This window comes from Pantoea sp. BJFS-204, from assembly GCF_049310725.1.
GTDB classification, from domain to species: Bacteria; Pseudomonadota; Gammaproteobacteria; order Enterobacterales; family Enterobacteriaceae; genus Pantoea; species Pantoea agglomerans.
In genome coordinates, this window is sequence record NZ_JBMOWE010000006.1 from 235791 (window position 1) to 259866 (window position 24076).

General features: G+C 50.6%; 39 protein-coding genes. 36 read left to right on the forward strand and 3 right to left on the reverse strand.

The annotated features are described in order from the left end of the window. Positions 1–70: 70 nt before the first annotated feature. From fusA to bfr, 4 genes are all read left to right on the forward strand, one after another. Positions 71–2185, forward strand: a complete 2115-nt coding sequence (gene fusA, locus ACO6VX_RS17395; RefSeq protein ID WP_010253020.1) for an elongation factor G — start codon at positions 71–73, stop codon at positions 2183–2185. Positions 2186–2253: 68 nt separating this feature from the next. Beyond that, the gene (gene tuf / locus ACO6VX_RS17400; RefSeq protein ID WP_010253018.1) at positions 2254–3438 is read left to right on the forward strand and encodes an elongation factor Tu; all 1185 of its coding nucleotides are present in this window, start codon (positions 2254–2256) and stop codon (positions 3436–3438) included. Positions 3439–3609: 171 nt separating this feature from the next. Next, positions 3610–3804 (forward strand): bacterioferritin-associated ferredoxin, encoded by a 195-nt coding sequence (bfd, locus tag ACO6VX_RS17405; protein ID WP_010671585.1) that lies wholly within the window; start codon positions 3610–3612, stop codon positions 3802–3804. 100 nt (positions 3805–3904) lie between these two features. Then, positions 3905–4378 carry a bacterioferritin gene (bfr, locus tag ACO6VX_RS17410; protein ID WP_010253012.1) on the forward strand — a complete coding sequence of 158 codons (474 nt, stop codon included), beginning with the start codon at positions 3905–3907 and terminating at the stop codon, positions 4376–4378. On the opposite strand, the gene ACO6VX_RS17415 is transcribed toward bfr, so the two are convergent. Next, positions 4365–5138 (reverse strand): prepilin peptidase, encoded by a 774-nt coding sequence (locus ACO6VX_RS17415; RefSeq protein ID WP_163799524.1) that lies wholly within the window; start codon positions 5136–5138, stop codon positions 4365–4367. The two genes, bfr and ACO6VX_RS17415, sit on opposite strands and share 14 nt — an antisense overlap. Positions 5139–5531: 393 nt before the next feature. Between ACO6VX_RS17415 and rpsJ the strand changes: the two genes are divergently transcribed. From rpsJ to ACO6VX_RS17575, 32 genes are all read left to right on the forward strand, one after another. Then, positions 5532–5843, forward strand: coding sequence for a 30S ribosomal protein S10 (gene rpsJ / locus ACO6VX_RS17420; protein ID WP_001181005.1), 312 nt, complete (start codon positions 5532–5534; stop codon positions 5841–5843). Positions 5844–5875: 32 nt separating this feature from the next. After that, positions 5876–6505: a 50S ribosomal protein L3 gene (rplC, locus tag ACO6VX_RS17425; RefSeq protein ID WP_003850712.1), complete on the forward strand. Its 630-nt coding sequence runs from the start codon at positions 5876–5878 to the stop codon at positions 6503–6505. 10 nt (positions 6506–6515) lie between these two features. Continuing rightward, positions 6516–7121 carry a 50S ribosomal protein L4 gene (gene rplD, locus ACO6VX_RS17430; RefSeq protein WP_003850711.1) on the forward strand — a complete coding sequence of 202 codons (606 nt, stop codon included), beginning with the start codon at positions 6516–6518 and terminating at the stop codon, positions 7119–7121. After that, positions 7118–7420 carry a 50S ribosomal protein L23 gene (gene rplW / locus ACO6VX_RS17435; protein ID WP_003850708.1) on the forward strand — a complete coding sequence of 101 codons (303 nt, stop codon included), beginning with the start codon at positions 7118–7120 and terminating at the stop codon, positions 7418–7420. Before rplD ends, rplW begins: the two co-directional genes overlap by 4 nt. Positions 7421–7437: 17 nt before the next feature. Next, the gene (gene rplB, locus ACO6VX_RS17440) at positions 7438–8259 is read left to right on the forward strand and encodes a 50S ribosomal protein L2 (RefSeq protein WP_008927137.1); all 822 of its coding nucleotides are present in this window, start codon (positions 7438–7440) and stop codon (positions 8257–8259) included. Between the two features lie 16 nt (positions 8260–8275). Next, positions 8276–8554: a 30S ribosomal protein S19 gene (gene rpsS, locus ACO6VX_RS17445; RefSeq protein WP_001138115.1), complete on the forward strand. Its 279-nt coding sequence runs from the start codon at positions 8276–8278 to the stop codon at positions 8552–8554. Between the two features lie 13 nt (positions 8555–8567). After that, on the forward strand, positions 8568–8900 hold the full coding sequence (gene rplV, locus ACO6VX_RS17450) for a 50S ribosomal protein L22 (RefSeq protein ID WP_008927136.1): 333 nt from the start codon (positions 8568–8570) through the stop codon (positions 8898–8900). Positions 8901–8917: 17 nt separating this feature from the next. Next, positions 8918–9616, forward strand: a complete 699-nt coding sequence (gene rpsC / locus ACO6VX_RS17455; RefSeq protein ID WP_009087585.1) for a 30S ribosomal protein S3 — start codon at positions 8918–8920, stop codon at positions 9614–9616. Positions 9617–9628: 12 nt separating this feature from the next. Further along, entirely contained in the window at positions 9629–10039 is a 411-nt protein-coding gene (gene rplP / locus ACO6VX_RS17460) for a 50S ribosomal protein L16 (protein WP_008927134.1), read from the forward strand. Next, positions 10039–10230 (forward strand): 50S ribosomal protein L29, encoded by a 192-nt coding sequence (gene rpmC / locus ACO6VX_RS17465; protein ID WP_003850146.1) that lies wholly within the window; start codon positions 10039–10041, stop codon positions 10228–10230. Before rplP ends, rpmC begins: the two co-directional genes overlap by 1 nt. Further along, positions 10230–10484: a 30S ribosomal protein S17 gene (gene rpsQ, locus ACO6VX_RS17470; protein WP_003850147.1), complete on the forward strand. Its 255-nt coding sequence runs from the start codon at positions 10230–10232 to the stop codon at positions 10482–10484. The genes rpmC and rpsQ overlap by 1 nt, the downstream gene beginning before the upstream one ends. A 358-nt stretch (positions 10485–10842) precedes the next feature. Further along, positions 10843–12195 carry an 8-oxoguanine deaminase gene (locus ACO6VX_RS17475; protein WP_172608575.1) on the forward strand — a complete coding sequence of 451 codons (1353 nt, stop codon included), beginning with the start codon at positions 10843–10845 and terminating at the stop codon, positions 12193–12195. Positions 12196–12443: 248 nt separating this feature from the next. Then, positions 12444–12815 (forward strand): 50S ribosomal protein L14, encoded by a 372-nt coding sequence (gene rplN / locus ACO6VX_RS17480; RefSeq protein WP_006120590.1) that lies wholly within the window; start codon positions 12444–12446, stop codon positions 12813–12815. Between the two features lie 10 nt (positions 12816–12825). After that, a complete protein-coding gene (rplX, locus tag ACO6VX_RS17485) occupies positions 12826–13140 on the forward strand; it encodes a 50S ribosomal protein L24 (RefSeq protein WP_003850150.1) in 315 nt (104 codons plus the stop codon). 14 nt (positions 13141–13154) lie between these two features. Then, positions 13155–13694 carry a 50S ribosomal protein L5 gene (rplE, locus tag ACO6VX_RS17490; protein WP_003850155.1) on the forward strand — a complete coding sequence of 180 codons (540 nt, stop codon included), beginning with the start codon at positions 13155–13157 and terminating at the stop codon, positions 13692–13694. 14 nt (positions 13695–13708) lie between these two features. Continuing rightward, positions 13709–14014, forward strand: coding sequence for a 30S ribosomal protein S14 (gene rpsN / locus ACO6VX_RS17495; RefSeq protein ID WP_008927132.1), 306 nt, complete (start codon positions 13709–13711; stop codon positions 14012–14014). Between the two features lie 32 nt (positions 14015–14046). Beyond that, on the forward strand, positions 14047–14439 hold the full coding sequence (gene rpsH / locus ACO6VX_RS17500; RefSeq protein WP_003850158.1) for a 30S ribosomal protein S8: 393 nt from the start codon (positions 14047–14049) through the stop codon (positions 14437–14439). Positions 14440–14452: 13 nt separating this feature from the next. Then, a complete protein-coding gene (gene rplF / locus ACO6VX_RS17505; protein WP_003850161.1) occupies positions 14453–14986 on the forward strand; it encodes a 50S ribosomal protein L6 in 534 nt (177 codons plus the stop codon). Between the two features lie 9 nt (positions 14987–14995). Then, on the forward strand, positions 14996–15349 hold the full coding sequence (rplR, locus tag ACO6VX_RS17510; RefSeq protein ID WP_003850163.1) for a 50S ribosomal protein L18: 354 nt from the start codon (positions 14996–14998) through the stop codon (positions 15347–15349). 14 nt (positions 15350–15363) lie between these two features. Beyond that, a complete protein-coding gene (rpsE, locus tag ACO6VX_RS17515) occupies positions 15364–15864 on the forward strand; it encodes a 30S ribosomal protein S5 (RefSeq protein ID WP_003850164.1) in 501 nt (166 codons plus the stop codon). Positions 15865–15869: 5 nt separating this feature from the next. Beyond that, positions 15870–16049, forward strand: coding sequence for a 50S ribosomal protein L30 (gene rpmD / locus ACO6VX_RS17520; protein ID WP_003850166.1), 180 nt, complete (start codon positions 15870–15872; stop codon positions 16047–16049). 3 nt (positions 16050–16052) lie between these two features. Then, positions 16053–16487, forward strand: a complete 435-nt coding sequence (rplO, locus tag ACO6VX_RS17525; protein ID WP_003850168.1) for a 50S ribosomal protein L15 — start codon at positions 16053–16055, stop codon at positions 16485–16487. A gap of 7 nt (positions 16488–16494) precedes the next feature. Then, entirely contained in the window at positions 16495–17826 is a 1332-nt protein-coding gene (gene secY, locus ACO6VX_RS17530) for a preprotein translocase subunit SecY (protein ID WP_003850175.1), read from the forward strand. 32 nt (positions 17827–17858) lie between these two features. Next, on the forward strand, positions 17859–17975 hold the full coding sequence (rpmJ, locus tag ACO6VX_RS17535; RefSeq protein ID WP_010252805.1) for a 50S ribosomal protein L36: 117 nt from the start codon (positions 17859–17861) through the stop codon (positions 17973–17975). Positions 17976–18121: 146 nt separating this feature from the next. Next, positions 18122–18478 carry a 30S ribosomal protein S13 gene (gene rpsM, locus ACO6VX_RS17540; protein WP_003850176.1) on the forward strand — a complete coding sequence of 119 codons (357 nt, stop codon included), beginning with the start codon at positions 18122–18124 and terminating at the stop codon, positions 18476–18478. A 16-nt stretch (positions 18479–18494) separates the two neighbouring features. Next, positions 18495–18884 carry a 30S ribosomal protein S11 gene (gene rpsK / locus ACO6VX_RS17545; RefSeq protein ID WP_004160563.1) on the forward strand — a complete coding sequence of 130 codons (390 nt, stop codon included), beginning with the start codon at positions 18495–18497 and terminating at the stop codon, positions 18882–18884. Between the two features lie 33 nt (positions 18885–18917). Next, positions 18918–19538 (forward strand): 30S ribosomal protein S4, encoded by a 621-nt coding sequence (rpsD, locus tag ACO6VX_RS17550; protein WP_008927131.1) that lies wholly within the window; start codon positions 18918–18920, stop codon positions 19536–19538. Positions 19539–19563: 25 nt separating this feature from the next. Then, complete coding sequence (locus ACO6VX_RS17555; RefSeq protein WP_003850179.1) at positions 19564–20553, forward strand: DNA-directed RNA polymerase subunit alpha; 990 nt, start codon at positions 19564–19566, stop codon at positions 20551–20553. 40 nt (positions 20554–20593) lie between these two features. Beyond that, positions 20594–20980, forward strand: coding sequence for a 50S ribosomal protein L17 (rplQ, locus tag ACO6VX_RS17560; protein ID WP_003850180.1), 387 nt, complete (start codon positions 20594–20596; stop codon positions 20978–20980). Positions 20981–21076: 96 nt separating this feature from the next. Then, a complete protein-coding gene (locus ACO6VX_RS17565; RefSeq protein ID WP_010252768.1) occupies positions 21077–21448 on the forward strand; it encodes a DUF1992 domain-containing protein in 372 nt (123 codons plus the stop codon). Next, positions 21449–21865, forward strand: coding sequence for a Zn(2+)-responsive transcriptional regulator (gene zntR, locus ACO6VX_RS17570; protein WP_010252765.1), 417 nt, complete (start codon positions 21449–21451; stop codon positions 21863–21865). Between the two features lie 59 nt (positions 21866–21924). Next, on the forward strand, positions 21925–22158 hold the full coding sequence (locus ACO6VX_RS17575) for an alternative ribosome-rescue factor A (RefSeq protein ID WP_010252762.1): 234 nt from the start codon (positions 21925–21927) through the stop codon (positions 22156–22158). On the opposite strand, the gene mscL is transcribed toward ACO6VX_RS17575, so the two are convergent. Together mscL and trkA are read right to left on the reverse strand one after the other, a co-directional pair. Continuing rightward, on the reverse strand, positions 22159–22569 hold the full coding sequence (mscL, locus tag ACO6VX_RS17580) for a large-conductance mechanosensitive channel protein MscL (RefSeq protein ID WP_010671590.1): 411 nt from the start codon (positions 22567–22569) through the stop codon (positions 22159–22161). Positions 22570–22693: 124 nt separating this feature from the next. Continuing rightward, positions 22694–24070, reverse strand: coding sequence for a Trk system potassium transporter TrkA (trkA, locus tag ACO6VX_RS17585; RefSeq protein WP_422458238.1), 1377 nt, complete (start codon positions 24068–24070; stop codon positions 22694–22696). Positions 24071–24076: the final 6 nt, after the last annotated feature.

A 24076-nucleotide genomic window follows, 5' to 3' on the forward strand; every position in this document is an offset into this window, starting at 1 on the left:
CAGCGGGCGCTCAATCAGCCAACCCGCTGGGGTCGACTTACCTTGAACGTCCGAGAATCAGAGGAATCAAATGGCTCGTAAAACACCCATTGCCCGCTACCGTAATATCGGTATCAGTGCGCACATCGACGCCGGTAAGACTACCACTACCGAACGCGTTCTGTTCTACACCGGTGTAAACCACAAAATCGGTGAAGTACATGACGGCGCAGCAACCATGGACTGGATGGAGCAGGAACAGGAACGTGGTATTACCATCACCTCCGCTGCGACCACCTGTTACTGGTCTGGTATGGCCAAGCAGTTTGAACCACACCACGTAAACATTATCGACACCCCAGGGCACGTTGACTTCACCATCGAAGTTGAACGTTCTATGCGTGTGCTTGATGGCGCGGTAATGGTTTACTGTGCAGTTGGTGGCGTTCAGCCACAGTCTGAGACCGTATGGCGTCAGGCTAACAAATATAAAGTTCCACGCATTGCGTTCGTTAACAAAATGGACCGCATGGGTGCTAACTTCCTGAAAGTTGTTAAACAGATGGAAGTTCGTCTGGGCGCAACTCCAGTTCCTCTGCAGCTGGCTATCGGCGCAGAAGAGAAATTCACCGGTGTTGTTGACCTGGTGAAAATGAAAGCAATCAACTGGAACGACGCAGACCAGGGTGTAACCTTCGTCTACGAAGATATCCCAGCTGATATGCAGGAACTGGCTGAAGAATGGCATGCGAAGCTGGTTGAAGCCGCTGCTGAAGGCTCTGATGAGCTGATGGAGAAATTCTTCGGTGGTGAAGAACTGACTGAAGAAGAGATCAAAACATCTCTGCGTAAGCGTGTTCTGAACAACGAAATTATCCTGGTAACCTGTGGTTCTGCATTTAAGAACAAAGGTGTTCAGGCGATGCTGGATGCAGTTGTTGAATATCTGCCAGCACCGACTGACGTTACCGCGATCAACGGTATGCTGGACGACGGTAAAGACACGCCGGCTGTTCGTCACTCTGATGACAACGAGCCGTTTGCTGCACTGGCGTTCAAAATCGCTACCGACCCGTTCGTGGGTAACTTAACCTTCTTCCGCGTTTACTCTGGTGTTGTTAACACGGGTGACACCGTGTTCAACCCGGTTAAGTCAAACCGTGAGCGTCTGGGCCGTATCGTTCAGATGCACGCTAACAAGCGTGAAGAGATTAAAGAAGTTCGTGCGGGTGATATCGCAGCTGCGATCGGCCTGAAAGATGTGACCACTGGTGACACCCTGTGTGACCCAGATAACGTCATCATCCTTGAGCGCATGGAGTTCCCGGAGCCGGTAATCTCTATCGCCGTTGAGCCAAAAACCAAAGCTGACCAGGAAAAAATGGGTCTGGCTCTGGGCCGTCTGGCAAAAGAAGACCCATCATTCCGCGTATGGACTGATGAAGAATCTAACCAGACCATCATCGCCGGTATGGGTGAATTGCACCTCGACATCATCGTTGACCGTATGAAGCGTGAGTTCAACGTTGAAGCAAACGTGGGTAAACCACAGGTTGCTTACCGTGAAGCGATTCGCAACAAAGTTACCGATGTTGAAGGTAAACACGCCAAGCAGTCTGGTGGTCGTGGTCAGTATGGCCATGTTGTTATCGACATGTACCCACTGGAGCCAGGTTCGAACCCGAAAGGCTACGAATTTGTCAACGACATCAAAGGTGGTGTGATTCCTGGTGAATACATCCCTGCGGTTGACAAAGGTATCCAGGAGCAGCTGAAATCAGGCCCTCTGGCTGGTTACCCGGTTGTGGATCTGGGCGTGCGTCTGCACTTCGGTTCTTACCACGATGTCGACTCCTCAGAACTGGCGTTTAAACTGGCCGCGTCTCTTGCCTTCAAACAAGGCTTTAAACAAGCGACACCTGTTCTGCTTGAGCCTATCATGAAGGTTGAAGTTGAAACGCCAGAAGAGAACACGGGTGATGTCATCGGTGACCTTAGCCGTCGTCGTGGTATGCTCAAAGGGCAGGAATCTAACGCTACTGGCGTTCAGATTCACGCTGAAGTTCCGTTGTCTGAGATGTTCGGATACGCAACTCAGCTGCGTTCTCTGACCAAAGGTCGTGCTTCTTACTCCATGGAGTTCCTGAAGTATGACGATGCGCCAAACAACGTAGCGCAGGCCGTTATTGAAGCTCGTAGCAAATAAGCTACGGTTTAAATTTGAACTGATGCCTTCACCCAGATGGTGAAGGCACAACGTAAGGAATTATCGCCATGGCGAAAGAGCAATTTCAGCGTAACAAACTGCACGTAAACGTGGGCACCATCGGTCACGTCGACCACGGTAAAACCACCCTGACTGCAGCTATCACCACCGTACTGTCTAAAACTTACGGCGGCCAGGCTCGTGCATTCGATCAGATCGATAACGCACCAGAAGAGAAAGCACGTGGTATCACCATCAACACTTCACACGTTGAGTATGAAACCCCGACTCGCCACTATGCGCACGTTGACTGCCCAGGCCACGCCGACTATGTGAAAAACATGATCACCGGTGCTGCGCAGATGGACGGCGCGATCCTGGTTGTTGCTGCGACTGATGGCCCAATGCCACAGACCCGTGAGCACATCCTGCTGGGTCGTCAGGTTGGCGTTCCTTACATCATCGTGTTCCTGAACAAGTGTGACATGGTTGATGATGAAGAGCTGCTGGAACTGGTAGAGATGGAAGTTCGTGACCTGCTGTCAGCATATGACTTCCCAGGCGACGATACTCCAATCGTTCGTGGTTCTGCTCTGAAAGCGCTGGAAGGCAACCCAGAGTGGGAAGCGAAAATCATCGAACTGGCTGAGCATCTGGACAACTACATCCCAGAGCCACAGCGTGCGATCGACATGCCGTTCCTGCTGCCAATCGAAGACGTATTCTCAATCTCTGGCCGTGGTACCGTTGTTACCGGTCGTGTTGAGCGCGGCATCGTTAAAGTCGGCGACGAAGTTGAAATCGTGGGTATCAAAGATACTGTGAAATCAACCTGTACCGGTGTTGAGATGTTCCGTAAGCTGCTGGACCAGGGTCAGGCAGGCGAAAACTGTGGTGTTCTGCTGCGCGGTATCAAGCGTGAAGACATCCAGCGTGGCCAGGTTCTGGCTAAGCCAGGCTCAATCAAGCCGCACACCCAGTTCGAGTCAGAAGTTTACGTTCTGTCTAAAGACGAAGGTGGTCGCCATACTCCGTTCTTCAAAGGCTATCGTCCACAGTTCTACTTCCGTACAACTGACGTAACCGGCTCAGTAGAGCTGCCAGAAGGCGTTGAAATGGTAATGCCAGGCGACAACATCAAAATGGTTGTTACCCTGATCCACCCAATCGCAATGGACGAAGGTCTGCGCTTCGCAATCCGCGAAGGCGGCCGTACCGTTGGCGCGGGTGTTGTTGCTAAAGTTATCGCTTAATTGTGATATCTGCTGTGGCTGTGTAAATGGCCACTGCAACACAGTAAAAAGAGCACTTCGGTGCTCTTTTTTTTTGCTCTGAAAACGCCATAACCCTGCAAAGGGTGGGTTTGAAATAAAAACGATTCGCATTTACACTGTGTACAGAAAATGTACCCGAGTGATGAATCAATGTACGTCTGCCTGTGTAATGCCATCAGTGATAAAACCCTTCGTGAAGTCGTGCGTCGCTATCAGCCCAAATCTATTCAGCAACTGCGCCAGCTTGTGCCGGTCGGCAAGCAATGCGGCAAATGTATTCGTGCTGCGCGTGAAATTATGGATGAAGAGATGCAGCATGCACCACTCTACAAAGAGATAGCCTGACCGACGATCGGTGCGTGAATACCCACAATATCTGTCGAGTTTTTTTGACTTCTTTTTAACCGCATCTACGCTCTAATAAACCAGACGCGGAGGGTTAACAATGAAGGGCGATATCAAAGTTATCAGTCATCTCAACAAACTGCTTGGAAATGAACTGGTTGCTATCAATCAGTACTTTCTTCATGCGCGCATGTTCAAAAACTGGGGTCTGACGCGCCTCAATGATGTGGAATACCATGAATCAATCGATGAGATGAAACATGCCGATAAATATATTGAGCGTATTCTTTTCCTTGAAGGGATCCCAAATCTTCAGGATCTGGGACGGCTCCGTATCGGTGAAGATGTTGAAGAGATGCTGAGTTCAGACCTGAATCTGGAGCTGGAGGGCGCGAAAGACCTTCGTGAAGCTATCTCCTATGCTGACAAAGTGCATGACTATGTCAGCCGTGACATGATGATTGAAATCCTGGCTGATGAGGAACATCACATCGACTGGATTGAGACGGAACTTGAGTTAATCCAGAAGATGGGCATCCAGAACTATCTGCAGGCTCAAATCAAACAAGAGTGAATCGGGTCTGCAGTACTATCGCTACCCAGCCCGCAATGGCCAGGAAAGGGCCAAACGGCAGCGGGCTGTCCCCCTGAATAAAACCCCGCAGTTGCAGCATCACGATCGACGTCAGCGCCATAACGGTGGCACCCAACGCAATCCAGGGTAATGCCTGCCAGCCACAGCAGGCACCTAACGCTGCGAAGAGCTTGATATCGCCATAACCTAATCCCTCGTACCCCCGCATCTGCCGATAGCTCCAGGCGAGCAGCCACAACGCACAGTAGCCCGCCACAGCACCCCATATCGCCGTTGTTTCGGTTCCGGACAGCGTGGCATGGAATAATCCAGACCAGATCAGCAGATAATTGAGCGGGTCAGGTATACAGAAGTGGCGACGATCGATGGCAGCCACGAGCAGCAAGAGGCCGGAGGCAGTAATAATAAAAATAGCCTCCGCAGAGTGGTCAAAACTCTGCAGCACCAGCAGGCACAGAAGGGCAAACAGCCATTCAATGACAACGCTTTCTGCGCCGAACGCGCGATGACAGAAGCGACACCGCCCTTTTAAGCCAGGCCAGCTTATTAACGGCAGCGCATCTCGCCACAGCAGGCGCTGCTGGCAATGATTACAGTGCGAACCCGGAAAGCAGAGTAGGGCAAACCATTGAGCGGGTGAGAGGGCGGGGGTGAAGCGCTGGCTGGTCAGCGAAAGAAAGCTTCCCAATGCACCTCCGCCTGCGAGTGCAGCAATGTGAGTTATCAGAGTGGGCGACATGATTATGCTCCGGACGAAAGGTTAGATGCACTCTCGTGGGCAACGGGTTCTGTGTCACCTATGAATGAAGAAGGGCGGAAACAGACTCACAACTGAATAACTGATTTATCAGCGATACGGCAGTGCAATGCGACGCACGCTTCACGAACCGGCCACAATTTAATGGGTAAAACCTCAACACGGGTTGCTTCCTGAACAGATTTACGTATAATGCGCGGGCCTGCAGATATTGCAGGCGCGATTCGAGCAGAATCGCAGACGGCTGAAATTTAGGCCGCCTGACAATACTCCCAATTGTGGAGTTATATGCTGAACGATTACACTCTCCCATCAATCGTAATGGGCTCGAGTAGTAATTTTTTTCGTCTATAAAAAGTTTGGAGCTCTGGTCTCATGCAGAACCAAAGAATCCGTATCCGTCTTAAAGCGTTTGATCATCGTCTGATCGATCAATCAACCGCGGAAATCGTTGAGACCGCCAAGCGCACTGGTGCGCAGGTTCGTGGTCCAATCCCGCTGCCAACCCGCAAAGAGCGTTTTACTGTTCTGATCTCTCCGCACGTTAACAAAGATGCGCGTGATCAGTACGAAATCCGCACTCACAAGCGTCTGGTAGACATCGTTGAGCCAACTGAAAAAACCGTTGATGCTCTGATGCGTCTGGATCTGGCTGCCGGTGTTGACGTGCAGATCAGCCTGGGTTAATCAGGTCATCGAGCGATTGAGAGGTTGAAACAATGATTGGTTTAGTCGGTAAAAAAGTGGGCATGACCCGCATCTTCACTGAAGATGGCGTTTCTATCCCCGTCACCGTAATCGAAGTTGAAGCGAACCGCGTTACTCAGGTCAAAGGCCTGGAAAACGATGGTTACCAGGCAATTCAGGTTACCACCGGTGCTAAAAAAGCAAACCGTGTGACCAAACCTGAAGCTGGTCATTTTGCTAAAGCTGGCGTTGAAGCTGGCCGTGGCCTGTGGGAATTCCGCACTGCTGAAGGTGAAGAATACTCTGTAGGTCAGAGCATCAGCGTTGAGATTTTCGCTGAAGTTAAGAAAGTTGACGTAACCGGTACCTCTAAAGGTAAAGGTTTCGCCGGTACCGTTAAGCGCTGGAACTTCCGTACCCAGGACGCTACTCACGGTAACTCCTTGTCTCACCGCGTTCCGGGTTCTATCGGTCAGAACCAGACTCCGGGCAAAGTGTTCAAAGGCAAGAAAATGGCAGGTCAGCTGGGTAATGAGCGCGTAACCGTTCAGAGTCTGGACGTAGTACGTGTTGACGCTGAGCGCAACCTGCTGCTGGTTAAAGGTGCAGTTCCCGGTGCTACCGGTAGCGACCTGATCGTTAAACCAGCTGTGAAGGCGTAAGGGGATAGCAATGGAATTAGTATTGAAAGACGCGCAGAGCGCGCTGACTGTTTCCGAAACTACCTTCGGTCGTGATTTCAACGAAGCGCTGGTTCACCAGGTTGTTGTTGCTTACGCATCTGGCGCCCGCCAGGGTACTCGCGCGCAGAAAACTCGCGCCGAAGTAACCGGTTCAGGCAAAAAGCCATGGCGTCAAAAAGGCACCGGCCGTGCGCGTGCAGGTTCTGTAAAGAGCCCAATCTGGCGTTCAGGTGGTGTGACCTTTGCTGCGAAGCCGCAGGACCACAGTCAAAAAGTTAACAAAAAGATGTACCGCGGCGCGCTGAAAAGCATCCTGTCCGAACTGGTACGTCAAGATCGTCTGATCGTTGTCGAATCATTTGCTGTAGAAGCACCGAAAACCAAGCTGCTGGTACAGAAACTGAAAGACATGGCTCTGGAAGACGTGCTGATCATCACCGGTGAACTGGATGAGAATCTGTTCCTGGCTGCGCGCAACCTGTACAAGGTTGACGTACGTGATGCATCCGGTATCGACCCAGTTAGCCTGATCGCCTTCGACAAAGTCGTTATGACTGCTGATGCAGTTAAGCAAGTTGAGGAGATGCTGGCATGATCCGTGAAGAACGTCTGCTGAAAGTACTGCGCGCGCCGCACGTATCTGAAAAAGCATCTAGCGCGATGGAAAAAACCAATACCATCGTTCTCAAAGTTGCTAATGACGCGACCAAAGCAGAGATCGTTGCTGCTGTTGAGAAACTGTTCGAAGTAGAAGTTAAAGACGTAAACACCCTGGTAGTTAAGGGCAAAGTTAAGCGTCAAGGACAGCGTATCGGTCGTCGTAGCGACTGGAAAAAAGCTTACGTCACCCTGAAAGAAGGCCAGAATCTGGACTTCGCTGGCGGCGCTGAGTAAGTCGGAGGAGAAAGACAATGGCAGTTGTTAAATGTAAACCGACATCTCCGGGTCGTCGCCATGTAGTTAAAGTGGTAAACGCGGAGCTGCACAAGGGCAAACCATTTGCCCCGCTGGTAGAAAAAAACAGCAAATCCGGTGGCCGTAACAACAATGGTCGTATCACTACCCGTCATATCGGTGGTGGTCACAAGCAGGCTTATCGTATTGTTGACTTCAAACGCAACAAAGACGGTATCCCGGCAGTTGTTGAACGTCTTGAGTACGATCCGAACCGCTCTGCGAACATCGCACTGGTTCTGTACAAAGACGGCGAGCGCCGTTACATCCTGGCCCCTAAAGGCCTGAAAGCCGGCGACCAGATCCAATCTGGCGTTGATGCTGCGATTAAAGCAGGTAACACTCTGCCGATGCGTAACATCCCGGTGGGTTCAACCGTGCATAACGTAGAAATGAAACCAGGCAAAGGCGGTCAGATTGCTCGCTCAGCCGGTGCTTACGTGCAGATCGTTGCGCGTGAAGGTTCTTACGTTACCCTGCGTCTGCGTTCAGGTGAAATGCGTAAAGTCGAGTCGGACTGCCGCGCAACACTGGGCGAAGTCGGCAACGCTGAGCATATGCTGCGCGTTCTGGGTAAAGCTGGTGCAGCCCGTTGGCGTGGTGTTCGTCCTACCGTTCGTGGTACCGCGATGAACCCAGTTGATCACCCGCACGGTGGTGGTGAAGGTCGTAACTTTGGTAAGCACCCGGTAACTCCGTGGGGCGTTCAGACCAAAGGTAAGAAGACCCGTAGCAACAAGCGTACCGATAAGTTTATCGTACGTCGCCGTAGCAAATAATATTAGAGGATAAGCCATGCCACGTTCTCTCAAGAAAGGTCCTTTTATTGACCTGCACTTGCTGAAGAAGGTAGAGAAAGCGGTGGAAAGCGGTGACAAGAAGCCTTTGCGCACTTGGTCCCGTCGTTCAACGATCTTTCCTAACATGATCGGTTTGACCATCGCTGTCCATAATGGTCGTCAGCACGTTCCTGTCTTTGTTTCCGACGAAATGGTTGGTCACAAACTGGGTGAATTCGCGCCGACACGTACTTATCGCGGTCACGCGGCTGATAAAAAAGCCAAGAAGAAATAAGTAGGAGGAAGAGATGGAAACTTTAGCTCAACATCGCCACGCTCGTTCTTCTGCTCAGAAGGTTCGCCTTGTTGCTGACCTGATTCGCGGTAAGAAAGTGTCGCAGGCACTGGACATTTTGACCTACACCAATAAGAAAGCGGCTGTACTGGTCAAAAAAGTTCTGGAATCTGCCATTGCTAACGCCGAACACAACGATGGCGCTGATATCGACGATCTGAAAATCACGAAAATTTTCGTTGATGAAGGTCCGACCATGAAACGCATTATGCCGCGTGCCAAAGGTCGTGCAGATCGCATCCTGAAGCGCACCAGCCACATTACTGTGGTTGTGTCCGATCGCTGAGACTCTGGAGACTAGCAATGGGTCAGAAAGTACATCCTAATGGTATTCGCCTGGGTATTGTAAAACCATGGAACTCTACCTGGTTTGCGAACACCAAAGAATTCGCTGACAACCTGGACAGCGATTTTAAAGTACGTCAGTTTTTGACTAAAGAACTGGCTAAAGCATCTGTCTCTCGTATCGTTATCGAGCGTCCAGCGAAGAGCATCCGTGTGACTATTCACACCGCTCGTCCGGGCATCGTTATCGGTAAGAAAGGCGAAGATGTAGAAAAACTGCGCACGGTCGTCGCGAATATCGCTGGCGTTCCTGCACAGATTAATATCGCCGAAGTCCGCAAGCCGGAACTGGACGCGAAACTGGTAGCTGACAGCATCACTTCACAGCTGGAGCGTCGTGTGATGTTCCGTCGTGCTATGAAGCGTGCAGTTCAGAACGCCATGCGTCTTGGCGCGAAGGGTATTAAAGTCGAAGTTAGCGGCCGTCTGGGTGGCGCCGAGATCGCACGTACCGAATGGTATCGTGAAGGTCGCGTGCCATTGCACACACTGCGTGCTGACATTGACTACAACACCTCTGAAGCGCACACCACTTATGGTGTAATCGGCGTTAAGGTATGGATCTTCAAAGGTGAGATCCTGGGTGGTATGGCTGCTGTTGAACAACCGGAACCGGCTGCTCAACCTAAAAAGCAGCAGCGTAAAGGCCGTAAGTAAGGAGAGTCGCTGATGTTACAACCAAAGCGTACGAAATTCCGTAAAGTGCACAAAGGCCGTAACCGCGGTCTGGCTGCGGGTACGGATGTCAGCTTCGGTACTTTCGGTCTGAAAGCTGTTGGCCGTGGTCGTCTGACTGCTCGTCAGATCGAAGCAGCACGTCGTGCTATGACCCGTGCAGTTAAGCGTCAAGGTAAGATCTGGATCCGAGTATTCCCGGACAAACCGATCACCGAGAAGCCGCTGGAAGTGCGTATGGGTAAAGGTAAGGGTAACGTAGAGTATTGGGTTGCCCTGATCCAGCCTGGTAAAGTCCTGTATGAAATGGACGGCGTACCAGAAGAGCTGGCCCGTGAAGCATTCAAGCTGGCAGCAGCAAAACTGCCTATCAAAACCACCTTTGTAACTAAGACGGTGATGTAATGAAAGCAACTGAGCTGCGTGAAAAAAGCGTTGAAGAGCTGAACACTGAGCTGCTTAATCTGCTGCGTGAGCAATTTAACCTGCGCATGCAGGCAGCATCTGGCCAACTGCAGCAGACTCATCTGCTGAAACAGGTTCGCCGTGATGTTGCACGCGTTAAGACTTTACTGACTGAGAAGGCGGGTTCGTAATGACCGATAAAATCCGTACTCTGCAGGGTCGTGTAGTAAGTGACAAAATGCAGAAATCTGCAGTTGTTGCTATCGAACGTTTCGTGAAACACCCGATCTACGGCAAATTCATTAAACGTACGACCAAGCTGCACATCCATGACGAGAACAATGAATGTGGAATTGGTGACGTGGTAGAAATCCGCGAATGCCGTCCACTGTCCAAGACTAAATCCTGGACCCTGGTTCGCGTAATCGAGAAAGCTGTTCTGTAATAAGAATCGTTTTTTCTGAGGAAACCCTCTGCTTCGGCAGGGGGTTTTTTTTTGCCTGCGATTCGGGCTTGATCCATTTGTGCCCGTGGCAATACGGATTTGATGGTGCTCACAAATTCAGGGATTTGCAGGGATTAAGCTGCCTCTCTTCAGGCGAGGTGGCCTGAAAGCGCCAGGCTATAAACGCCGGGGTTATCATAACTGTACAAGGAAATGTGCCGTGAAAATGGAGAGTCATGACCGCTTACGCCGGTCACTGTTAAAATTGCCACTGTTAGCTGCGTTACCTGCGATTAGCTCTGCCAAAAGCTTGCCGCTATTATCGGGTAACACACAACCACTACCCACAGGCAATAGCATGGAACGAACTCTGTTACTGAAGAATGCTGAATGTGTGGTCTGCATGGATGCTGACCGTCGGGAAATAGGTAACGCCTCTATTCTGATAAAAGGAAATAAGATCGTTGCAGTCGGGGAAGCACGCTCGTTACCTGATAGCGCGGATGAGATCATCGATCTGCGAGGACACATTGTCATCCCTGGCCTGATCAATACGCATCACCACATGTATCAGAGCCTGACCCGCGCTATTCCTGCAGTGCAAAACGGCGAGCTCTTTAACTGGCTGACCCACCTCTATCCACTGTGGCAGAATCTGACGCCTGAGATGATTCATATCTCAACACAGATCTCCATGGCCGAGTTAATGCTCTCCGGCTGCACCACCACCAGTGACCATCTCTACGTCTACCCGAATGGCTGTAAGCTTGACGACAGTATTGAGGCTGCAGCCTTAATGGGCATGCGTTTCCATGCGAGCCGGGGCAGCATGAGCGTCGGTAAGTCCCTGGGTGGCTTACCACCCGATGCGCTGGTAGAGGATGAAGCCGCCATTCTTAAAGATACGCAGCGTGTGATTGAGCGCTACCATGATGACAGCCACGGTTCGATGTTACGCATCGTGGTTGCGCCATGTTCGCCGTTTTCAGTCAGCCGTGAGCTGATGAAGCAATCCGCAGCGATGGCACGCAGCTTCAATGTCTCTATGCATACCCATCTGGCGGAGAACGACAGCGATATTCGTTATAGCCGTGACAAATTCAATATGACGCCAGCACAGTATGTTGAAGACCTCGGCTGGGTAGGACCGGATGTCTGGCATGCACACTGCGTCAAACTGGATCAGCATGGCATAGAACTCTTTGCACGTACCGGTACCGGCGTCGCGCACTGTCCCTGCTCGAACATGCGTCTCGGTTCCGGTATTGCGCCGATACGCCATATGTGTGATGCCGGCGTACACGTGGGTATGGGTGTGGATGGCTCAGCCTCCAATGACAGCTCAGACATGATGGCCGAAGTTCGTCAGGCGATGCTTCTGCAACGCGTTGGCTTCGGCCCGGATGCGATGACGGCACGTCAGGCACTGGAACTGGCGACGCTGGGTGGAGCAAAGGTGCTAAACCGCGATGATGTGGGCACCATTGCGCCGGGCATGATGGCCGATCTGGCCATTTTTGACCTGAATCGAATTGGACTTGCCGGGGCAGGGCACGATCCTGTCGCCGCCCTGGTGTTCTGTAATCCGGGACAGGTTGCCTATAGCATCATTAACGGAAAAGTCCGGGTACGGGACGGACAAGTGGCCGGAATTGAACTGCCAGCCGTGTTGCGTCAGCATAACCAACTGGCCAGGAAACTGGCTGGTTGAGTCAGAAGGGCACTTTATTTGGGAGGCGACGAAAAATAAGGCAGATTACATTTGCTACTGTTCGCACTATTCCCTAGAATACGCCCTCCCTGTCATCAGGGGAAATCAGCGGCTCGATTGAGAGCCGTTTATTTTTTCTACCCATCTGTGAGAACCGGTGTTACAATGCCGCGCCCTCAATTATGGGGCTTTCTAACGACCTGAGGTTTAGGTCCCGAAGTAGTAGTTGACATTAGCGGAGCACTAAAATGATCCAAGAACAGACTATGCTGAACGTCGCCGACAACTCCGGTGCACGTCGCGTAATGTGTATCAAGGTTCTGGGTGGCTCGCACCGTCGCTACGCAGGCGTCGGTGACATCATCAAAGTTACCATCAAGGAAGCAATTCCGCGTGGTAAAGTCAAAAAAGGTGATGTCCTGAAGGCGGTAGTGGTGCGCACCAGGAAGGGTGTTCGTCGCCCGGACGGTTCTGTCATTCGCTTCGATGGTAATGCATGCGTTATTCTGAACAATAACAGTGAGCAGCCTATCGGTACGCGTATTTTTGGGCCGGTAACTCGTGAACTTCGTACTGAAAAGTTCATGAAAATTATCTCTCTGGCACCAGAAGTACTCTAAGGAGCGAACAATGGCAGCTAAAATCCGTCGTAACGACGAAGTTATCGTGTTAACCGGTAAAGATAAAGGTAAGCGCGGTAAAGTTAAGAATGTCCTGTCTTCTGGTAAGGTCATCGTTGAAGGTATCAACCTGGTGAAGAAACATCAGAAGCCGGTTCCGGCTCTGAACCAACCAGGTGGCATCGTTGAAAAAGAAGCTGCTATTCAGGTTTCTAACGTTGCACTGTTCAACGCGGCAACTGGTAAGGCTGACCGTGTAGGCTTTAGATTCGAAGACGGCAAAAAAGTCCGTTTCTTCAAGTCTAACAGCGAAACTATCAAGTAATTTGGAGTAGTACGATGGCGAAACTGCATGATTACTACAAAGACGAAGTAGTCCAGAAACTCATGACAGAGTTTGGCTACAATTCTGTCATGCAAGTCCCTCGGGTCGAGAAGATCACCCTGAACATGGGTGTTGGTGAAGCGATCGCTGACAAGAAACTGCTGGATAACGCAGCAGCTGACCTGGCAGCAATCTCCGGTCAAAAACCGCTGGTCACCAAAGCACGCAAATCAGTTGCAGGCTTCAAAATCCGTCAGGGCTATCCGATCGGCTGTAAAGTAACTCTGCGTGGCGAGCGCATGTGGGAGTTCTTTGAGCGTCTGGTCACCATTGCTGTTCCACGTATCCGTGACTTCCGTGGCTTGTCCGCTAAGTCATTCGATGGTCGTGGCAACTACAGCATGGGTGTACGTGAGCAGATCATCTTCCCAGAAATCGACTACGACAAAGTCGATCGCGTTCGTGGTTTGGATATCACCATTACCACTACTGCGAAATCTGATGATGAAGGCCGTGCTCTGCTGGCTGCCTTTGACTTCCCGTTCCGTAAGTAAGGTAGGGTTACTTAATGGCTAAGCAATCTATGAAAGCACGCGAAGTTAAGCGTGCAAAATTAGCAGACAAATTCTTCGCTAAACGCGCTGAACTGAAAGCGATCATCTCTGATGTGAACGCTTCCGACGAAGATCGTTGGGATGCTGTTCTGAAGCTGCAGAGTCTGCCGCGTGATTCCAGCCCTTCGCGTCAGCGTAACCGCTGCCGTCAAACAGGTCGTCCGCACGGTTTCCTGCGGAAGTTTGGGTTGAGCCGTATCAAGGTCCGCGAAGCCGCCATGCGCGGTGAAATCCCGGGCCTGAAAAAGGCTAGCTGGTAATTGTCACCAATTGAATCACGGGAGTAACACAGATGAGCATGCAAGATCCGATCGCGGATATGCTGACCCGTATCCGTAACGGTCAGGCCGCAAACAAAGTTGCGGTCACCATGCCTTCCTCCAAGCTGAAATTGGCAATTGCCAACGTTCTGAAGGAAGAAGGATATATTGAAGATTTCAAAATCGAAGGCGACATCAAGCTGGAACTGGAACTTACTCTCAAGTATTTCCAGGGCAAAGCTGTTGTAGAAAGCATTCAGCGAGTAAGCCGTCCTGGTCTGCGCATCTATAAGAAAAAAGATGAGCTGCCAAAGGTAATGGCTGGTATGGGCATCGCTGTAGTTTCTACATCTAAAGGTGTCATGACTGATCGTGCAGCGCGCCAGGCAGGTCTTGGTGGCGAAATTATCTGCTACGTAGCGTAATCGGAGGATACATATGTCTCGTGTTGCTAAAGCACCTGTCGTTGTTCCTGCCGGCGTAGAGGTAAAACTCAACGGTCAGGTAATTTCGATTAAAGGTAAAAACGGCGAGCTGACTCGTACTATCAATGATGCTGTTGAAGTTAAGCATGCTGACAACGCTCTGACTTTCGCTCCGCGCGAAGGTTTCGTTGACGGCTGGGCGCAGGCGGGTACTTCTCGCGCGCTGCTGAACGCAATGGTAATCGGTGTTACCGAAGGCTTCACTAAGAAGCTGCAGCTGGTTGGTGTAGGTTATCGTGCAGCCGTTAAAGGCGACGTGGTTAACCTGTCTCTGGGCTTTTCTCATCCAGTCGATCACCAGCTGCCCGCGGGTATCACTGCAGAATGTCCAACTCAGACTGAGATCGTGCTGAAAGGCGCTGATAAACAGCTGATTGGTCAGGTTGCAGCGGACTTGCGCGCCTACCGTCGTCCTGAGCCTTATAAAGGCAAGGGTGTCCGTTACGCCGACGAAGTCGTGCGTACCAAAGAGGCTAAGAAGAAGTAAGGTAACACTATGGATAAGAAATCTGCTCGTATCCGTCGTGCGACCCGTGCACGTCGCAAGCTCAAAGAGCTGGGTGCTACTCGCCTGGTGGTACATCGTACCCCGCGTCATATTTACGCACAGGTAATCGCCCCGAACGGTTCCGAAGTTCTGGTCGCTGCTTCTACTGTAGAAAAAGCTATCACTGAACAACTGAAGTATACCGGTAATAAAGAAGCCGCAGCTGCAGTAGGTAAAGCTATCGCAGAACGCGCAATCGAAAAAGGCATCACTGGTGTTTCTTTCGACCGTTCCGGTTTCCAATATCATGGTCGCGTCCAGGCACTGGCAGATGCTGCCCGTGAAGCTGGCCTTCAGTTCTAAGGTAGAGGTCTAAGATGGCACACATCGAGAAACAAGCTGGCGAACTGCAGGAAAAACTGATCGCGGTAAACCGTGTTTCTAAAACTGTTAAAGGTGGTCGTATCTTCTCCTTCACAGCACTGACTGTGGTAGGCGATGGTAATGGTCGCGTAGGTTTTGGTTACGGTAAAGCGCGTGAAGTTCCAGCAGCGATCCAGAAAGCGATGGAGAAAGCCCGTCGCAACATGGTTAACGTCGCGCTGACCAACGGCACCCTGCAGCACCCAGTTAAAGGTGCACACACGGGTTCCCGCGTGTTCATGCAGCCGGCTTCAGAAGGTACCGGTATTATTGCCGGTGGTGCAATGCGCGCCGTTCTGGAAGTCGCTGGAGTTCATAACGTACTGGCAAAAGCCTATGGTTCTACTAACCCGATTAACGTGGTTCGTGCAACTATCGACGGCCTGGGCAATATGAAATCTCCGGAAATGGTCGCTGCTAAGCGTGGTAAATCCGTTGAAGAAATTCTGGGGTAATCACGATGGCTAAGACTATTAAAATCACTCAAACCCGTAGTTCAATCGGCCGCTTGCCTAAGCATAAAGCCACTCTGGTTGGCCTGGGTCTGCGTCGTATTGGCCACACCGTTGAGCGTGAAGACACGCCTGCAGTACGCGGTATGGTTAACGCGGTTTCCTATATGGTTAAAGTGGAGGAGTAAGAGATGCGTTTAAATACTCTGTCTCCGGCCGAAGGGTCTAAGCACGCTACCAAGCGTCTGGGTCGTGGTATCGGTTCTGGCCTCGGAAAAACCGGTGGTCGTGGTCACAAAGGTCAGAACTCACGTTCTGGCGGTGGCGTACGTCGCGGTTTCGAAGGTGGTCAGATGCCTCTGTACCGTCGTCTGCCGAAGTTCGGTTTCACCTCTCGCAAAGCAATGATCACCACAGAGATTCGTCTGTCTGATCTGGCGAAAGTTGAAGGCGGTATCGTCGACCTGAACGCGCTGAAAGCAGCCAACATTGTCGGTGTTCAGATTGAATTCGTTAAAGTAATTCTGTCTGGTGAAGTTTCTACACCGGTAACGGTTCGCGGTCTGCGTGTCACCAAAGGTGCACGTGCTGCAATCGAAGCTGCTGGCGGTAAAATCGAGGAATAAGTAGCAGATGGCTAAACAACCGGGATTAGATTTTCAAAGTGCCAAGGGTGGCTTTGGTGAGCTGAAACGCAGACTGCTGTTTGTAATCGGCGCACTCATTGTCTTCCGTATTGGCTCTTTTATTCCAATCCCTGGTATTGATGCCACTGTACTTGCCAAACTGCTTGAGCAACAGCGTGGCACCATCATTGAAATGTTTAACATGTTCTCTGGTGGTGCTCTGAGCCGTGCTTCTATTTTCGCACTGGGCATCATGCCGTATATTTCGGCATCGATTATCATCCAGTTATTAACGGTGGTTCATCCAGCGTTAGCGGAAATTAAGAAAGAAGGGGAGGCTGGCCGTCGTAAGATTAGCCAGTACACCCGATACGGTACGTTGGTATTGGCCATATTTCAGTCGATCGGTATTGCTACCGGTCTGCCGAATATGCCAGGGATGCAAGGCCTGGTAATGAATCCAGGCTTTGCTTTCTACTTTACCGCTGTTGTGAGTCTGGTCTCAGGAACGATGTTCCTGATGTGGCTGGGCGAACAGATTACTGAACGTGGTATCGGTAACGGTATTTCGATCATTATCTTCGCAGGTATCGTTGCGGGTCTCCCGCCGGCCATTGGCCATACCATCGAGCAAGCGCGGCAAGGCGACCTGCACTTCCTTCTGTTGCTGTTGGTTGCAGTACTCGTATTCGCAGTGACCTTCTTTGTTATCTTTGTTGAACGTGGTCAACGCCGCATTGTGGTGAACTACGCAAAACGTCAGCAAGGTCGTCGCGTTTACGCTGCACAGAGCACACATTTACCGTTGAAAGTGAACATGGCAGGCGTCATTCCAGCCATCTTTGCTTCCAGCATTATTCTGTTCCCGGCAACGATTGCATCGTGGTTTGGGGGCGGTACCGGTTGGAACTGGCTGACAACAATTTCGCTGTATTTGCAGCCAGGACAGCCGCTTTATGTGCTACTCTATGCGACTGCAATCATCTTCTTCTGTTTCTTCTATACGGCGTTGGTTTTCAACCCACGTGAAACAGCAGATAACCTGAAGAAGTCTGGTGCATTCGTACCGGGAATTCGTCCGGGAGAGCAAACGGCGAAGTATATTGATAAAGTAATGACGCGATTGACCTTAATCGGCGCTCTCTACATTACGTTTATCTGCCTTATCCCGGAGTTCATGCGTGATGCGATGAAGGTCCCCTTCTACTTTGGCGGTACTTCACTGCTTATCGTAGTTGTCGTCATCATGGACTTTATGGCTCAAGTGCAAACTCTGATGATGTCAAGTCAGTACGAGTCGGCACTGAAGAAAGCTAACCTGAAAGGCTACGGCCGTTAATTCAGTTGGTTGAGAAGTTACGGAGAGTAAAAATGAAAGTTCGTGCTTCCGTCAAGAGATTATGTCGTAACTGCAAAATCATTCGTCGCGACGGTGTCGTCCGTGTGATCTGCAGCGCCGAGCCAAAGCATAAACAGCGCCAAGGCTGATTTTGTCACATATTTTTCTTGCAAAGTCGGGTTGAGCTGGCTAGATTAGCCAGCCAATCTTTTGTATGTCAGTGCGTTTCCATTTGAGTATCCTGAAAACGGGCTTTTCAGCATGGGACGTGCTTGTTTAATTATAGGAGTGCATAGTGGCCCGTATAGCAGGCATTAACATTCCTGATCAAAAACATACCGTTATCGCATTAACTTCGATCTTCGGTATCGGTAAAACTCGTTCTAAAGCCATCTGCGCTTCAACGGGTATTGCTGAAAATGTTAAGATCAGTGAGCTGTCTGAAGAACAAATTGATCAGCTGCGTGATGCAGTTGCGAAATTCGTTGTAGAAGGTGATCTGCGCCGTGAAATCACCCTGAGCATCAAGCGTCTTATGGACCTTGGTTGCTACCGTGGTTTGCGCCATCGTCGTGGTCTTCCGGTTCGCGGTCAGCGTACTAAGACCAACGCACGTACCCGTAAGGGTCCGCGTAAACCGATCAAGAAATAATCGGGGTGAGTAAATAATGGCAAAGGCACCAGTTCGTGCACGTAAGCGTGTAAGAAAACAAGTCTCAGATGGCGTGGCTCATGTCCATGCTTCTTTTAACAACACCATCGTTACCATTACTGATCGTCAGGGTAACGCACTGGGTTGGGCAACCGCCGGTGGTTCCGGTTTCCGCGGTTCACGTAAATCCACTCCGTTTGCTGCTCAGGTCGCTGCAGAGCGCTGTGCAGAAGCGGTAAAAGATTACGGAATTAAGAACCTGGAAGTTATGGTAAAGGGTCCGGGTCCAGGTCGCGAATCTACGATTCGTGCTTTGAACGCCGCTGGTTTCCGCATCACTAATATTACTGATGTGACTCCGATCCCTCATAACGGTTGTCGTCCGCCGAAAAAACGTCGCGTATAACGCCCGTTTTTTTAGGATAGTTGGAGAAAGAAAATGGCAAGATATTTGGGTCCTAAGCTCAAGCTGAGCCGTCGTGAGGGCACTGACTTATTCCTTAAGTCTGGCGTTCGCGCGATTGATTCCAAGTGTAAGATTGAACAAGCCCCTGGTCAGCATGGTGCGCGTAAACCGCGTCTGTCTGATTACGGCGGTCAGTTACGTGAAAAGCAAAAAGTTCGTCGTATCTACGGCGTGCTGGAGCGTCAGTTCCGTAACTATTATAAAGAAGCAGCTCGTCTGAAAGGCAACACCGGTGAAAACCTGTTGGCTCTGCTGGAAGGTCGTCTGGACAACGTAGTTTATCGTATGGGCTTTGGTGCCACTCGTGCAGAAGCACGTCAGCTGGTTAGCCATAAGTCTGTTCTGGTAAATGGCCGCGTTGTTAACATCGCTTCTTATCAGGTATCTCCGAATGATGTCGTTAGCATCCGTGAGAAAGCCAAAAAGCAATCTCGCGTGAAGGCCGCTCTGGAGCTGGCTGAGCAGCGTGAAAAGCCAACCTGGCTGGAAGTTGATGCGACTAAGATGGAAGGTGTGTTCAAGCGTATTCCTGAACGTACTGATCTGTCTGCGGACATTAACGAACACCTGATCGTCGAGCTTTACTCCAAGTAAGGCTTAGTACCAAAGAGAGGACACAATGCAGGGTTCTGTGACAGAGTTTCTAAAACCGCGCCTGGTAGATATCGAGCAAGTGAGTTCGACGCACGCCAAGGTGACCCTTGAGCCTTTAGAGCGTGGCTTTGGCCATACTCTTGGTAACGCACTGCGCCGTATTCTGCTTTCATCCATGCCGGGTTGCGCGGTGACCGAGGTTGAAATTGATGGTGTACTTCATGAGTACAGCACCAAAGAGGGAGTACAGGAAGATATCCTGGAAATCCTGCTCAACCTGAAAGGGCTGGCGGTAAGAGTTCAGGGGAAAGATGAAGTTATTCTGACCTTGAATAAATCTGGCATTGGCCCTGTGACTGCAGCCGACATTACCCATGATGGTGATGTCGAAATCGTCAAGCCTCAGCATGTCATTTGCCATCTGACCGATGAGAACGCTGCTATCAGCATGCGTATCAAAGTTCAGCGTGGTCGTGGCTATGTGCCGGCTTCTGCCCGAATTCATTCGGAAGAAGATGAGCGCCCAATCGGCCGCCTGTTAGTTGACGCTTGCTACAGCCCTGTAGACCGTATCGCCTACAATGTTGAAGCAGCGCGTGTAGAGCAGCGCACCGACCTGGACAAGCTGGTCATCGAAATGGAAACCAACGGCACAATCGATCCTGAAGAGGCGATTCGTCGTGCGGCAACCATTCTGGCAGAACAACTTGAAGCTTTCGTTGACTTACGTGATGTACGTCAGCCGGAAGTTAAAGAAGAGAAACCAGAATTCGATCCGATCCTGCTGCGCCCTGTTGACGATCTGGAATTGACTGTCCGCTCTGCTAACTGCCTTAAGGCAGAAGCTATCCACTACATCGGTGATCTGGTACAGCGTACCGAGGTTGAGCTGCTTAAAACGCCTAACCTTGGTAAAAAATCTCTTACCGAGATTAAAGATGTGCTGGCTTCGCGTGGTCTTTCTCTGGGCATGCGCCTCGAGAACTGGCCGCCAGCAAGCATTGCTGATGAATAATCAGATCACAGGTTAAGGTTTCACTGAGAAGGATAAGGTCATGCGCCATCGTAAGAGTGGTCGTCAACTGAACCGCAACAGCAGCCATCGTCAGGCTATGTTCCGCAACATGGCCGGTTCTCTGGTTCGTCATGAGATCATCAAAACGACTCTGCCGAAAGCCAAAGAACTGCGTCGCGTAGTTGAGCCGCTGATTACTCTTGCCAAGACCGACAGCGTAGCTAATCGTCGTCTGGCATTCGCCCGTACTCGTGATAACGAGATCGTGGCAAAACTGTTTAATGAGCTGGGCCCGCGTTTCGCGAGCCGTGCCGGTGGTTACACTCGTATTCTGAAGTGTGGCTTCCGTGCTGGTGACAACGCTCCGATGGCTTACATCGAGTTGGTTGATCGTCCAGAAGCTCAAGCAGAAGCAGCCGCAGAGTAATCTGTAGCAACGTAAAAAACCCGCTTCGGCGGGTTTTTTATTGCCTGAAATTTACTACCTTAGAACTTACTCTTTTCATGTTCAAAGGAGCCAACTATGTGGCTGGTTGATGAACTTGCTGAACAGCACATCAAAGCGGCGCTGGAAAAAGGCGAGCTGAGTAATCTTCCCGGCTCCGGTAAGCCGCTGCAGCTGGATGATGACAGTCATGTTCCGCCTGAGTTAAGAGCGGGCTACCGTTTACTGAAAAATGCGGGCTTTCTGCCGCCGGAGCTTGAGCTCAGACGTGAAGCCATGGAAGTGAACGATCTTATTCGCAACCTCGATCCTGCGGATCAAAATTATCAGGATCATTGCCATCGGCTTCAGGTGCTGGAGCTAAGATTACGCCAGGCGGGTATCAGTACCGATTTTCTCCATGGCAGTTATTCCACTGCTATTCAGCATCGTTTCCGCGAGGAGGAGTAAATGTTTCGCATCGGTCAGTTAGCTAAGCTTGCGGAGGTGACGCCAGACACTATCCGTTTTTATGAAAAGCAGCAGATGATGGATCATGATGGTCGTACTGAAGGTGGCTTTCGCCTTTACAGCGAGGGCGATCTTCAGCGTCTGAAATTTATTCGTTATGGTCGTAAACTGGGTTTCAGTCTGGAAGCGATCAGAGAGCTACTTTCGATCCGGGTTGATCCTGCGCATCACACCTGTCAGGAATCAAAAGCGATCGTTGAAAAACGGCTGAGTGAAGTTGCTCAGATGATCGCAGAGTTAGAAACGATGCAGCGTTCCCTGCGACACCTTTCCGATGCCTGTTGTGGTGACAGTCACAGTAGCATTTCGTGCTCAATTCTTGAGGCGCTGGAGCGGGGAGAGGCTTCGAGCAAATAAGCATATTGTTATTTTGCTGCAAAGGAATAGAGTATCAGACCATCTCAATAGGAGGCGTCATGAGTAAATATCAGCACACCAAAGGGCAAATCCGCGATAACGCGATTCAGGCTCTGTTACACGACCCACTATTTCGGCAACGCATAGAGCAGAAGCAAAAGGGTAAAGGTAGTTTCAAGCGGAAAGAGAAACATGGCAAGGGGACTGGATGGGAGGGCAGTGATAAGAAAGCGTCTTATCACTGCCCTTCTGCTTTTACGGTTAAAAAAACCGCCTGTGCGGCGGCTTATTAACTAGACCCGGCTATTCTGCTGTTTCAGCAGATCGCGGATTTCAGTCAGCAGAACTTCTTCGTTTGACGGTTTAGCCACTGGCTTCTCTACTTCTTTTTTCTTGTACAGACGATTCATTAGCTTGATCGCCATAAAGATTGCGAAAGCGATGATGACGAAATCGAAGATGGTCTGAAGGAAGATACCGTACTGCATTACAACGGCTGGAGCATCACCAACTGCAGGCTTAAGTACCCAGGCGAATGATTTAAAATCGACACCACCAATCAGTAAGCCTAAAGGCGGCATAATGATGTTGGCGACTAACGATGAAACAATTTTACCGAATGCAGCACCGATGATGACACCGACGGCTAAATCCATCACATTGCCGCGCATTGCGAAATCGCGAAACTCTTTGATTAAACTCATACTTATCTCCTTGCCCAAGCCAATGCCATAAAGTCTAACAAACCCTACTGGTTTTGCCATCAACACAGCGAATTAAGCGGCAGTTTTGCGTTCTTTGTGTTCTGTTCGCCTATAAACGCGGCATTTACAGGAAAAATGGACTCGGCTGGAAGAGACGTTCCACATCTGATACAAACTTCTTGTCGGTCAGGAACATGATGACATGATCACCTTGTTCAATTCGCAGGTTATCATTGGCAATCATCACATCGTCTCCACGAACCACTGCGCCAATAATGGTGCCTGGCGGTAGTTTGATATCATCAATGGAGCGGCCGACCACGCGTGAAGTTGATTCGTCTCCGTGCGCTATCGCTTCGATCGCTTCTGCAATACCGCGTCGTAGCGATGAAACGCCCACGATATCCGCTTTGCGCACATGACCCAGCAGGGCAGAAATCGTGGCCTGCTGAGGTGAAATAGCGATATCGATAACGCTGCCTTGTACCAGATCGACGTAGGCGCGGCGCTGAATCAGCACCATAACCTTCTTCGCCCCCATCTTTTTTGCCAGCATGGCTGACATAATATTGGCTTCATCATCGTTGGTGACGGCGATAAAGAGATCAACCTGATCAACATGTTCTTCAGCGAGAAGTTCCTGATCTGACGCATCGCCATAAAAGACGACTGTGTCGTGAAGATGCTCTGCCAGTTCTGCTGCGCGCTGGGGGTTACGTTCAATCAGCTTCACGCTGTAATTTTTCTCAAGTTTTTGTGCCAGACCGAAACCGATATTACCGCCACCTACCAGCATAATCCGTTTATAAGGTTTCTCCAGCCGCTGCATTTCACTCATTACCGCACGAATGTTCTGACTGGCTGCAATGAAAAAGACTTCATCACCCGCTTCTACGATGGTTGAACCCTGCGGGCGAATGGGGCGATCCTGACGAAATATAGCGGCTACGCGGGTATCAATGTATGGCATATGCTCACGCATGATCGATAGCGGATTTCCTACCAGTGGCCCGCCATAATAAGCTTTCACCACGGCGAGGCTGACTTTGCCTTCAGCAAAGTTGACGACCTGCAATGCGCCAGGGTACTGGATTAAACGATAGATATTGTCGATCACCAGCTGTTCAGGCGAGATCAGGTGATCGATAGGCACCGCTTCAGGAATAAATAATTTGTCCGCATCACGCAGATAATCGGCCGCGCGAATACGGGCGATACGATTCGGCGTATTGAAAAGCGAATAAGCAATCTGACAGGCAATCATGTTGGTTTCATCGGAGTTGGTTACGGCAACCAGCATGTCGGCATCTTCTGCACCCGCCTCACGTAAAATGCGTGGATGAGAACCATGACCCTGCACGACGCGAAGATCGAACTTATCCTGCAGGTGACGCAGGCGTGAAGAGTCGGTATCAACCACCGTGATATCGTTGTTTTCACCCACCAGATTTTCTGCCAGGGTTCCGCCAACCTGTCCTGCGCCCAGAATGATTATTTTCATCGCTTA

Bases quoted from the DNA above. Each gene is read 5' to 3' on its own strand.
- fusA (WP_010253020.1), top strand. From the start codon at position 71: ATGGCTCGTAAAACACCCATTGCCCGCTACCGTAATATCGGTATCAGT.
- tuf (WP_010253018.1), top strand. From the start codon at position 2,254: ATGGCGAAAGAGCAATTTCAGCGTAACAAACTGCACGTAAACGTGGGC.
- bfd (WP_010671585.1), top strand. From the start codon at position 3,610: ATGTACGTCTGCCTGTGTAATGCCATCAGTGATAAAACCCTTCGTGAA.
- bfr (WP_010253012.1), top strand. From the start codon at position 3,905: ATGAAGGGCGATATCAAAGTTATCAGTCATCTCAACAAACTGCTTGGA.
- ACO6VX_RS17415 (WP_163799524.1), bottom strand. From the start codon at position 5,138: ATGTCGCCCACTCTGATAACTCACATTGCTGCACTCGCAGGCGGAGGT.
- rpsJ (WP_001181005.1), top strand. From the start codon at position 5,532: ATGCAGAACCAAAGAATCCGTATCCGTCTTAAAGCGTTTGATCATCGT.
- rplC (WP_003850712.1), top strand. From the start codon at position 5,876: ATGATTGGTTTAGTCGGTAAAAAAGTGGGCATGACCCGCATCTTCACT.
- rplD (WP_003850711.1), top strand. From the start codon at position 6,516: ATGGAATTAGTATTGAAAGACGCGCAGAGCGCGCTGACTGTTTCCGAA.
- rplW (WP_003850708.1), top strand. From the start codon at position 7,118: ATGATCCGTGAAGAACGTCTGCTGAAAGTACTGCGCGCGCCGCACGTA.
- rplB (WP_008927137.1), top strand. From the start codon at position 7,438: ATGGCAGTTGTTAAATGTAAACCGACATCTCCGGGTCGTCGCCATGTA.
- rpsS (WP_001138115.1), top strand. From the start codon at position 8,276: ATGCCACGTTCTCTCAAGAAAGGTCCTTTTATTGACCTGCACTTGCTG.
- rplV (WP_008927136.1), top strand. From the start codon at position 8,568: ATGGAAACTTTAGCTCAACATCGCCACGCTCGTTCTTCTGCTCAGAAG.
- rpsC (WP_009087585.1), top strand. From the start codon at position 8,918: ATGGGTCAGAAAGTACATCCTAATGGTATTCGCCTGGGTATTGTAAAA.
- rplP (WP_008927134.1), top strand. From the start codon at position 9,629: ATGTTACAACCAAAGCGTACGAAATTCCGTAAAGTGCACAAAGGCCGT.
- rpmC (WP_003850146.1), top strand. From the start codon at position 10,039: ATGAAAGCAACTGAGCTGCGTGAAAAAAGCGTTGAAGAGCTGAACACT.
- rpsQ (WP_003850147.1), top strand. From the start codon at position 10,230: ATGACCGATAAAATCCGTACTCTGCAGGGTCGTGTAGTAAGTGACAAA.
- ACO6VX_RS17475 (WP_172608575.1), top strand. From the start codon at position 10,843: ATGGAACGAACTCTGTTACTGAAGAATGCTGAATGTGTGGTCTGCATG.
- rplN (WP_006120590.1), top strand. From the start codon at position 12,444: ATGATCCAAGAACAGACTATGCTGAACGTCGCCGACAACTCCGGTGCA.
- rplX (WP_003850150.1), top strand. From the start codon at position 12,826: ATGGCAGCTAAAATCCGTCGTAACGACGAAGTTATCGTGTTAACCGGT.
- rplE (WP_003850155.1), top strand. From the start codon at position 13,155: ATGGCGAAACTGCATGATTACTACAAAGACGAAGTAGTCCAGAAACTC.
- rpsN (WP_008927132.1), top strand. From the start codon at position 13,709: ATGGCTAAGCAATCTATGAAAGCACGCGAAGTTAAGCGTGCAAAATTA.
- rpsH (WP_003850158.1), top strand. From the start codon at position 14,047: ATGAGCATGCAAGATCCGATCGCGGATATGCTGACCCGTATCCGTAAC.
- rplF (WP_003850161.1), top strand. From the start codon at position 14,453: ATGTCTCGTGTTGCTAAAGCACCTGTCGTTGTTCCTGCCGGCGTAGAG.
- rplR (WP_003850163.1), top strand. From the start codon at position 14,996: ATGGATAAGAAATCTGCTCGTATCCGTCGTGCGACCCGTGCACGTCGC.
- rpsE (WP_003850164.1), top strand. From the start codon at position 15,364: ATGGCACACATCGAGAAACAAGCTGGCGAACTGCAGGAAAAACTGATC.
- rpmD (WP_003850166.1), top strand. From the start codon at position 15,870: ATGGCTAAGACTATTAAAATCACTCAAACCCGTAGTTCAATCGGCCGC.
- rplO (WP_003850168.1), top strand. From the start codon at position 16,053: ATGCGTTTAAATACTCTGTCTCCGGCCGAAGGGTCTAAGCACGCTACC.
- secY (WP_003850175.1), top strand. From the start codon at position 16,495: ATGGCTAAACAACCGGGATTAGATTTTCAAAGTGCCAAGGGTGGCTTT.
- rpmJ (WP_010252805.1), top strand. From the start codon at position 17,859: ATGAAAGTTCGTGCTTCCGTCAAGAGATTATGTCGTAACTGCAAAATC.
- rpsK (WP_004160563.1), top strand. From the start codon at position 18,495: ATGGCAAAGGCACCAGTTCGTGCACGTAAGCGTGTAAGAAAACAAGTC.
- rpsD (WP_008927131.1), top strand. From the start codon at position 18,918: ATGGCAAGATATTTGGGTCCTAAGCTCAAGCTGAGCCGTCGTGAGGGC.
- ACO6VX_RS17555 (WP_003850179.1), top strand. From the start codon at position 19,564: ATGCAGGGTTCTGTGACAGAGTTTCTAAAACCGCGCCTGGTAGATATC.
- rplQ (WP_003850180.1), top strand. From the start codon at position 20,594: ATGCGCCATCGTAAGAGTGGTCGTCAACTGAACCGCAACAGCAGCCAT.
- ACO6VX_RS17565 (WP_010252768.1), top strand. From the start codon at position 21,077: ATGTGGCTGGTTGATGAACTTGCTGAACAGCACATCAAAGCGGCGCTG.
- zntR (WP_010252765.1), top strand. From the start codon at position 21,449: ATGTTTCGCATCGGTCAGTTAGCTAAGCTTGCGGAGGTGACGCCAGAC.
- ACO6VX_RS17575 (WP_010252762.1), top strand. From the start codon at position 21,925: ATGAGTAAATATCAGCACACCAAAGGGCAAATCCGCGATAACGCGATT.
- mscL (WP_010671590.1), bottom strand. From the start codon at position 22,569: ATGAGTTTAATCAAAGAGTTTCGCGATTTCGCAATGCGCGGCAATGTG.
- trkA (WP_422458238.1), bottom strand. From the start codon at position 24,070: ATGAAAATAATCATTCTGGGCGCAGGACAGGTTGGCGGAACCCTGGCA.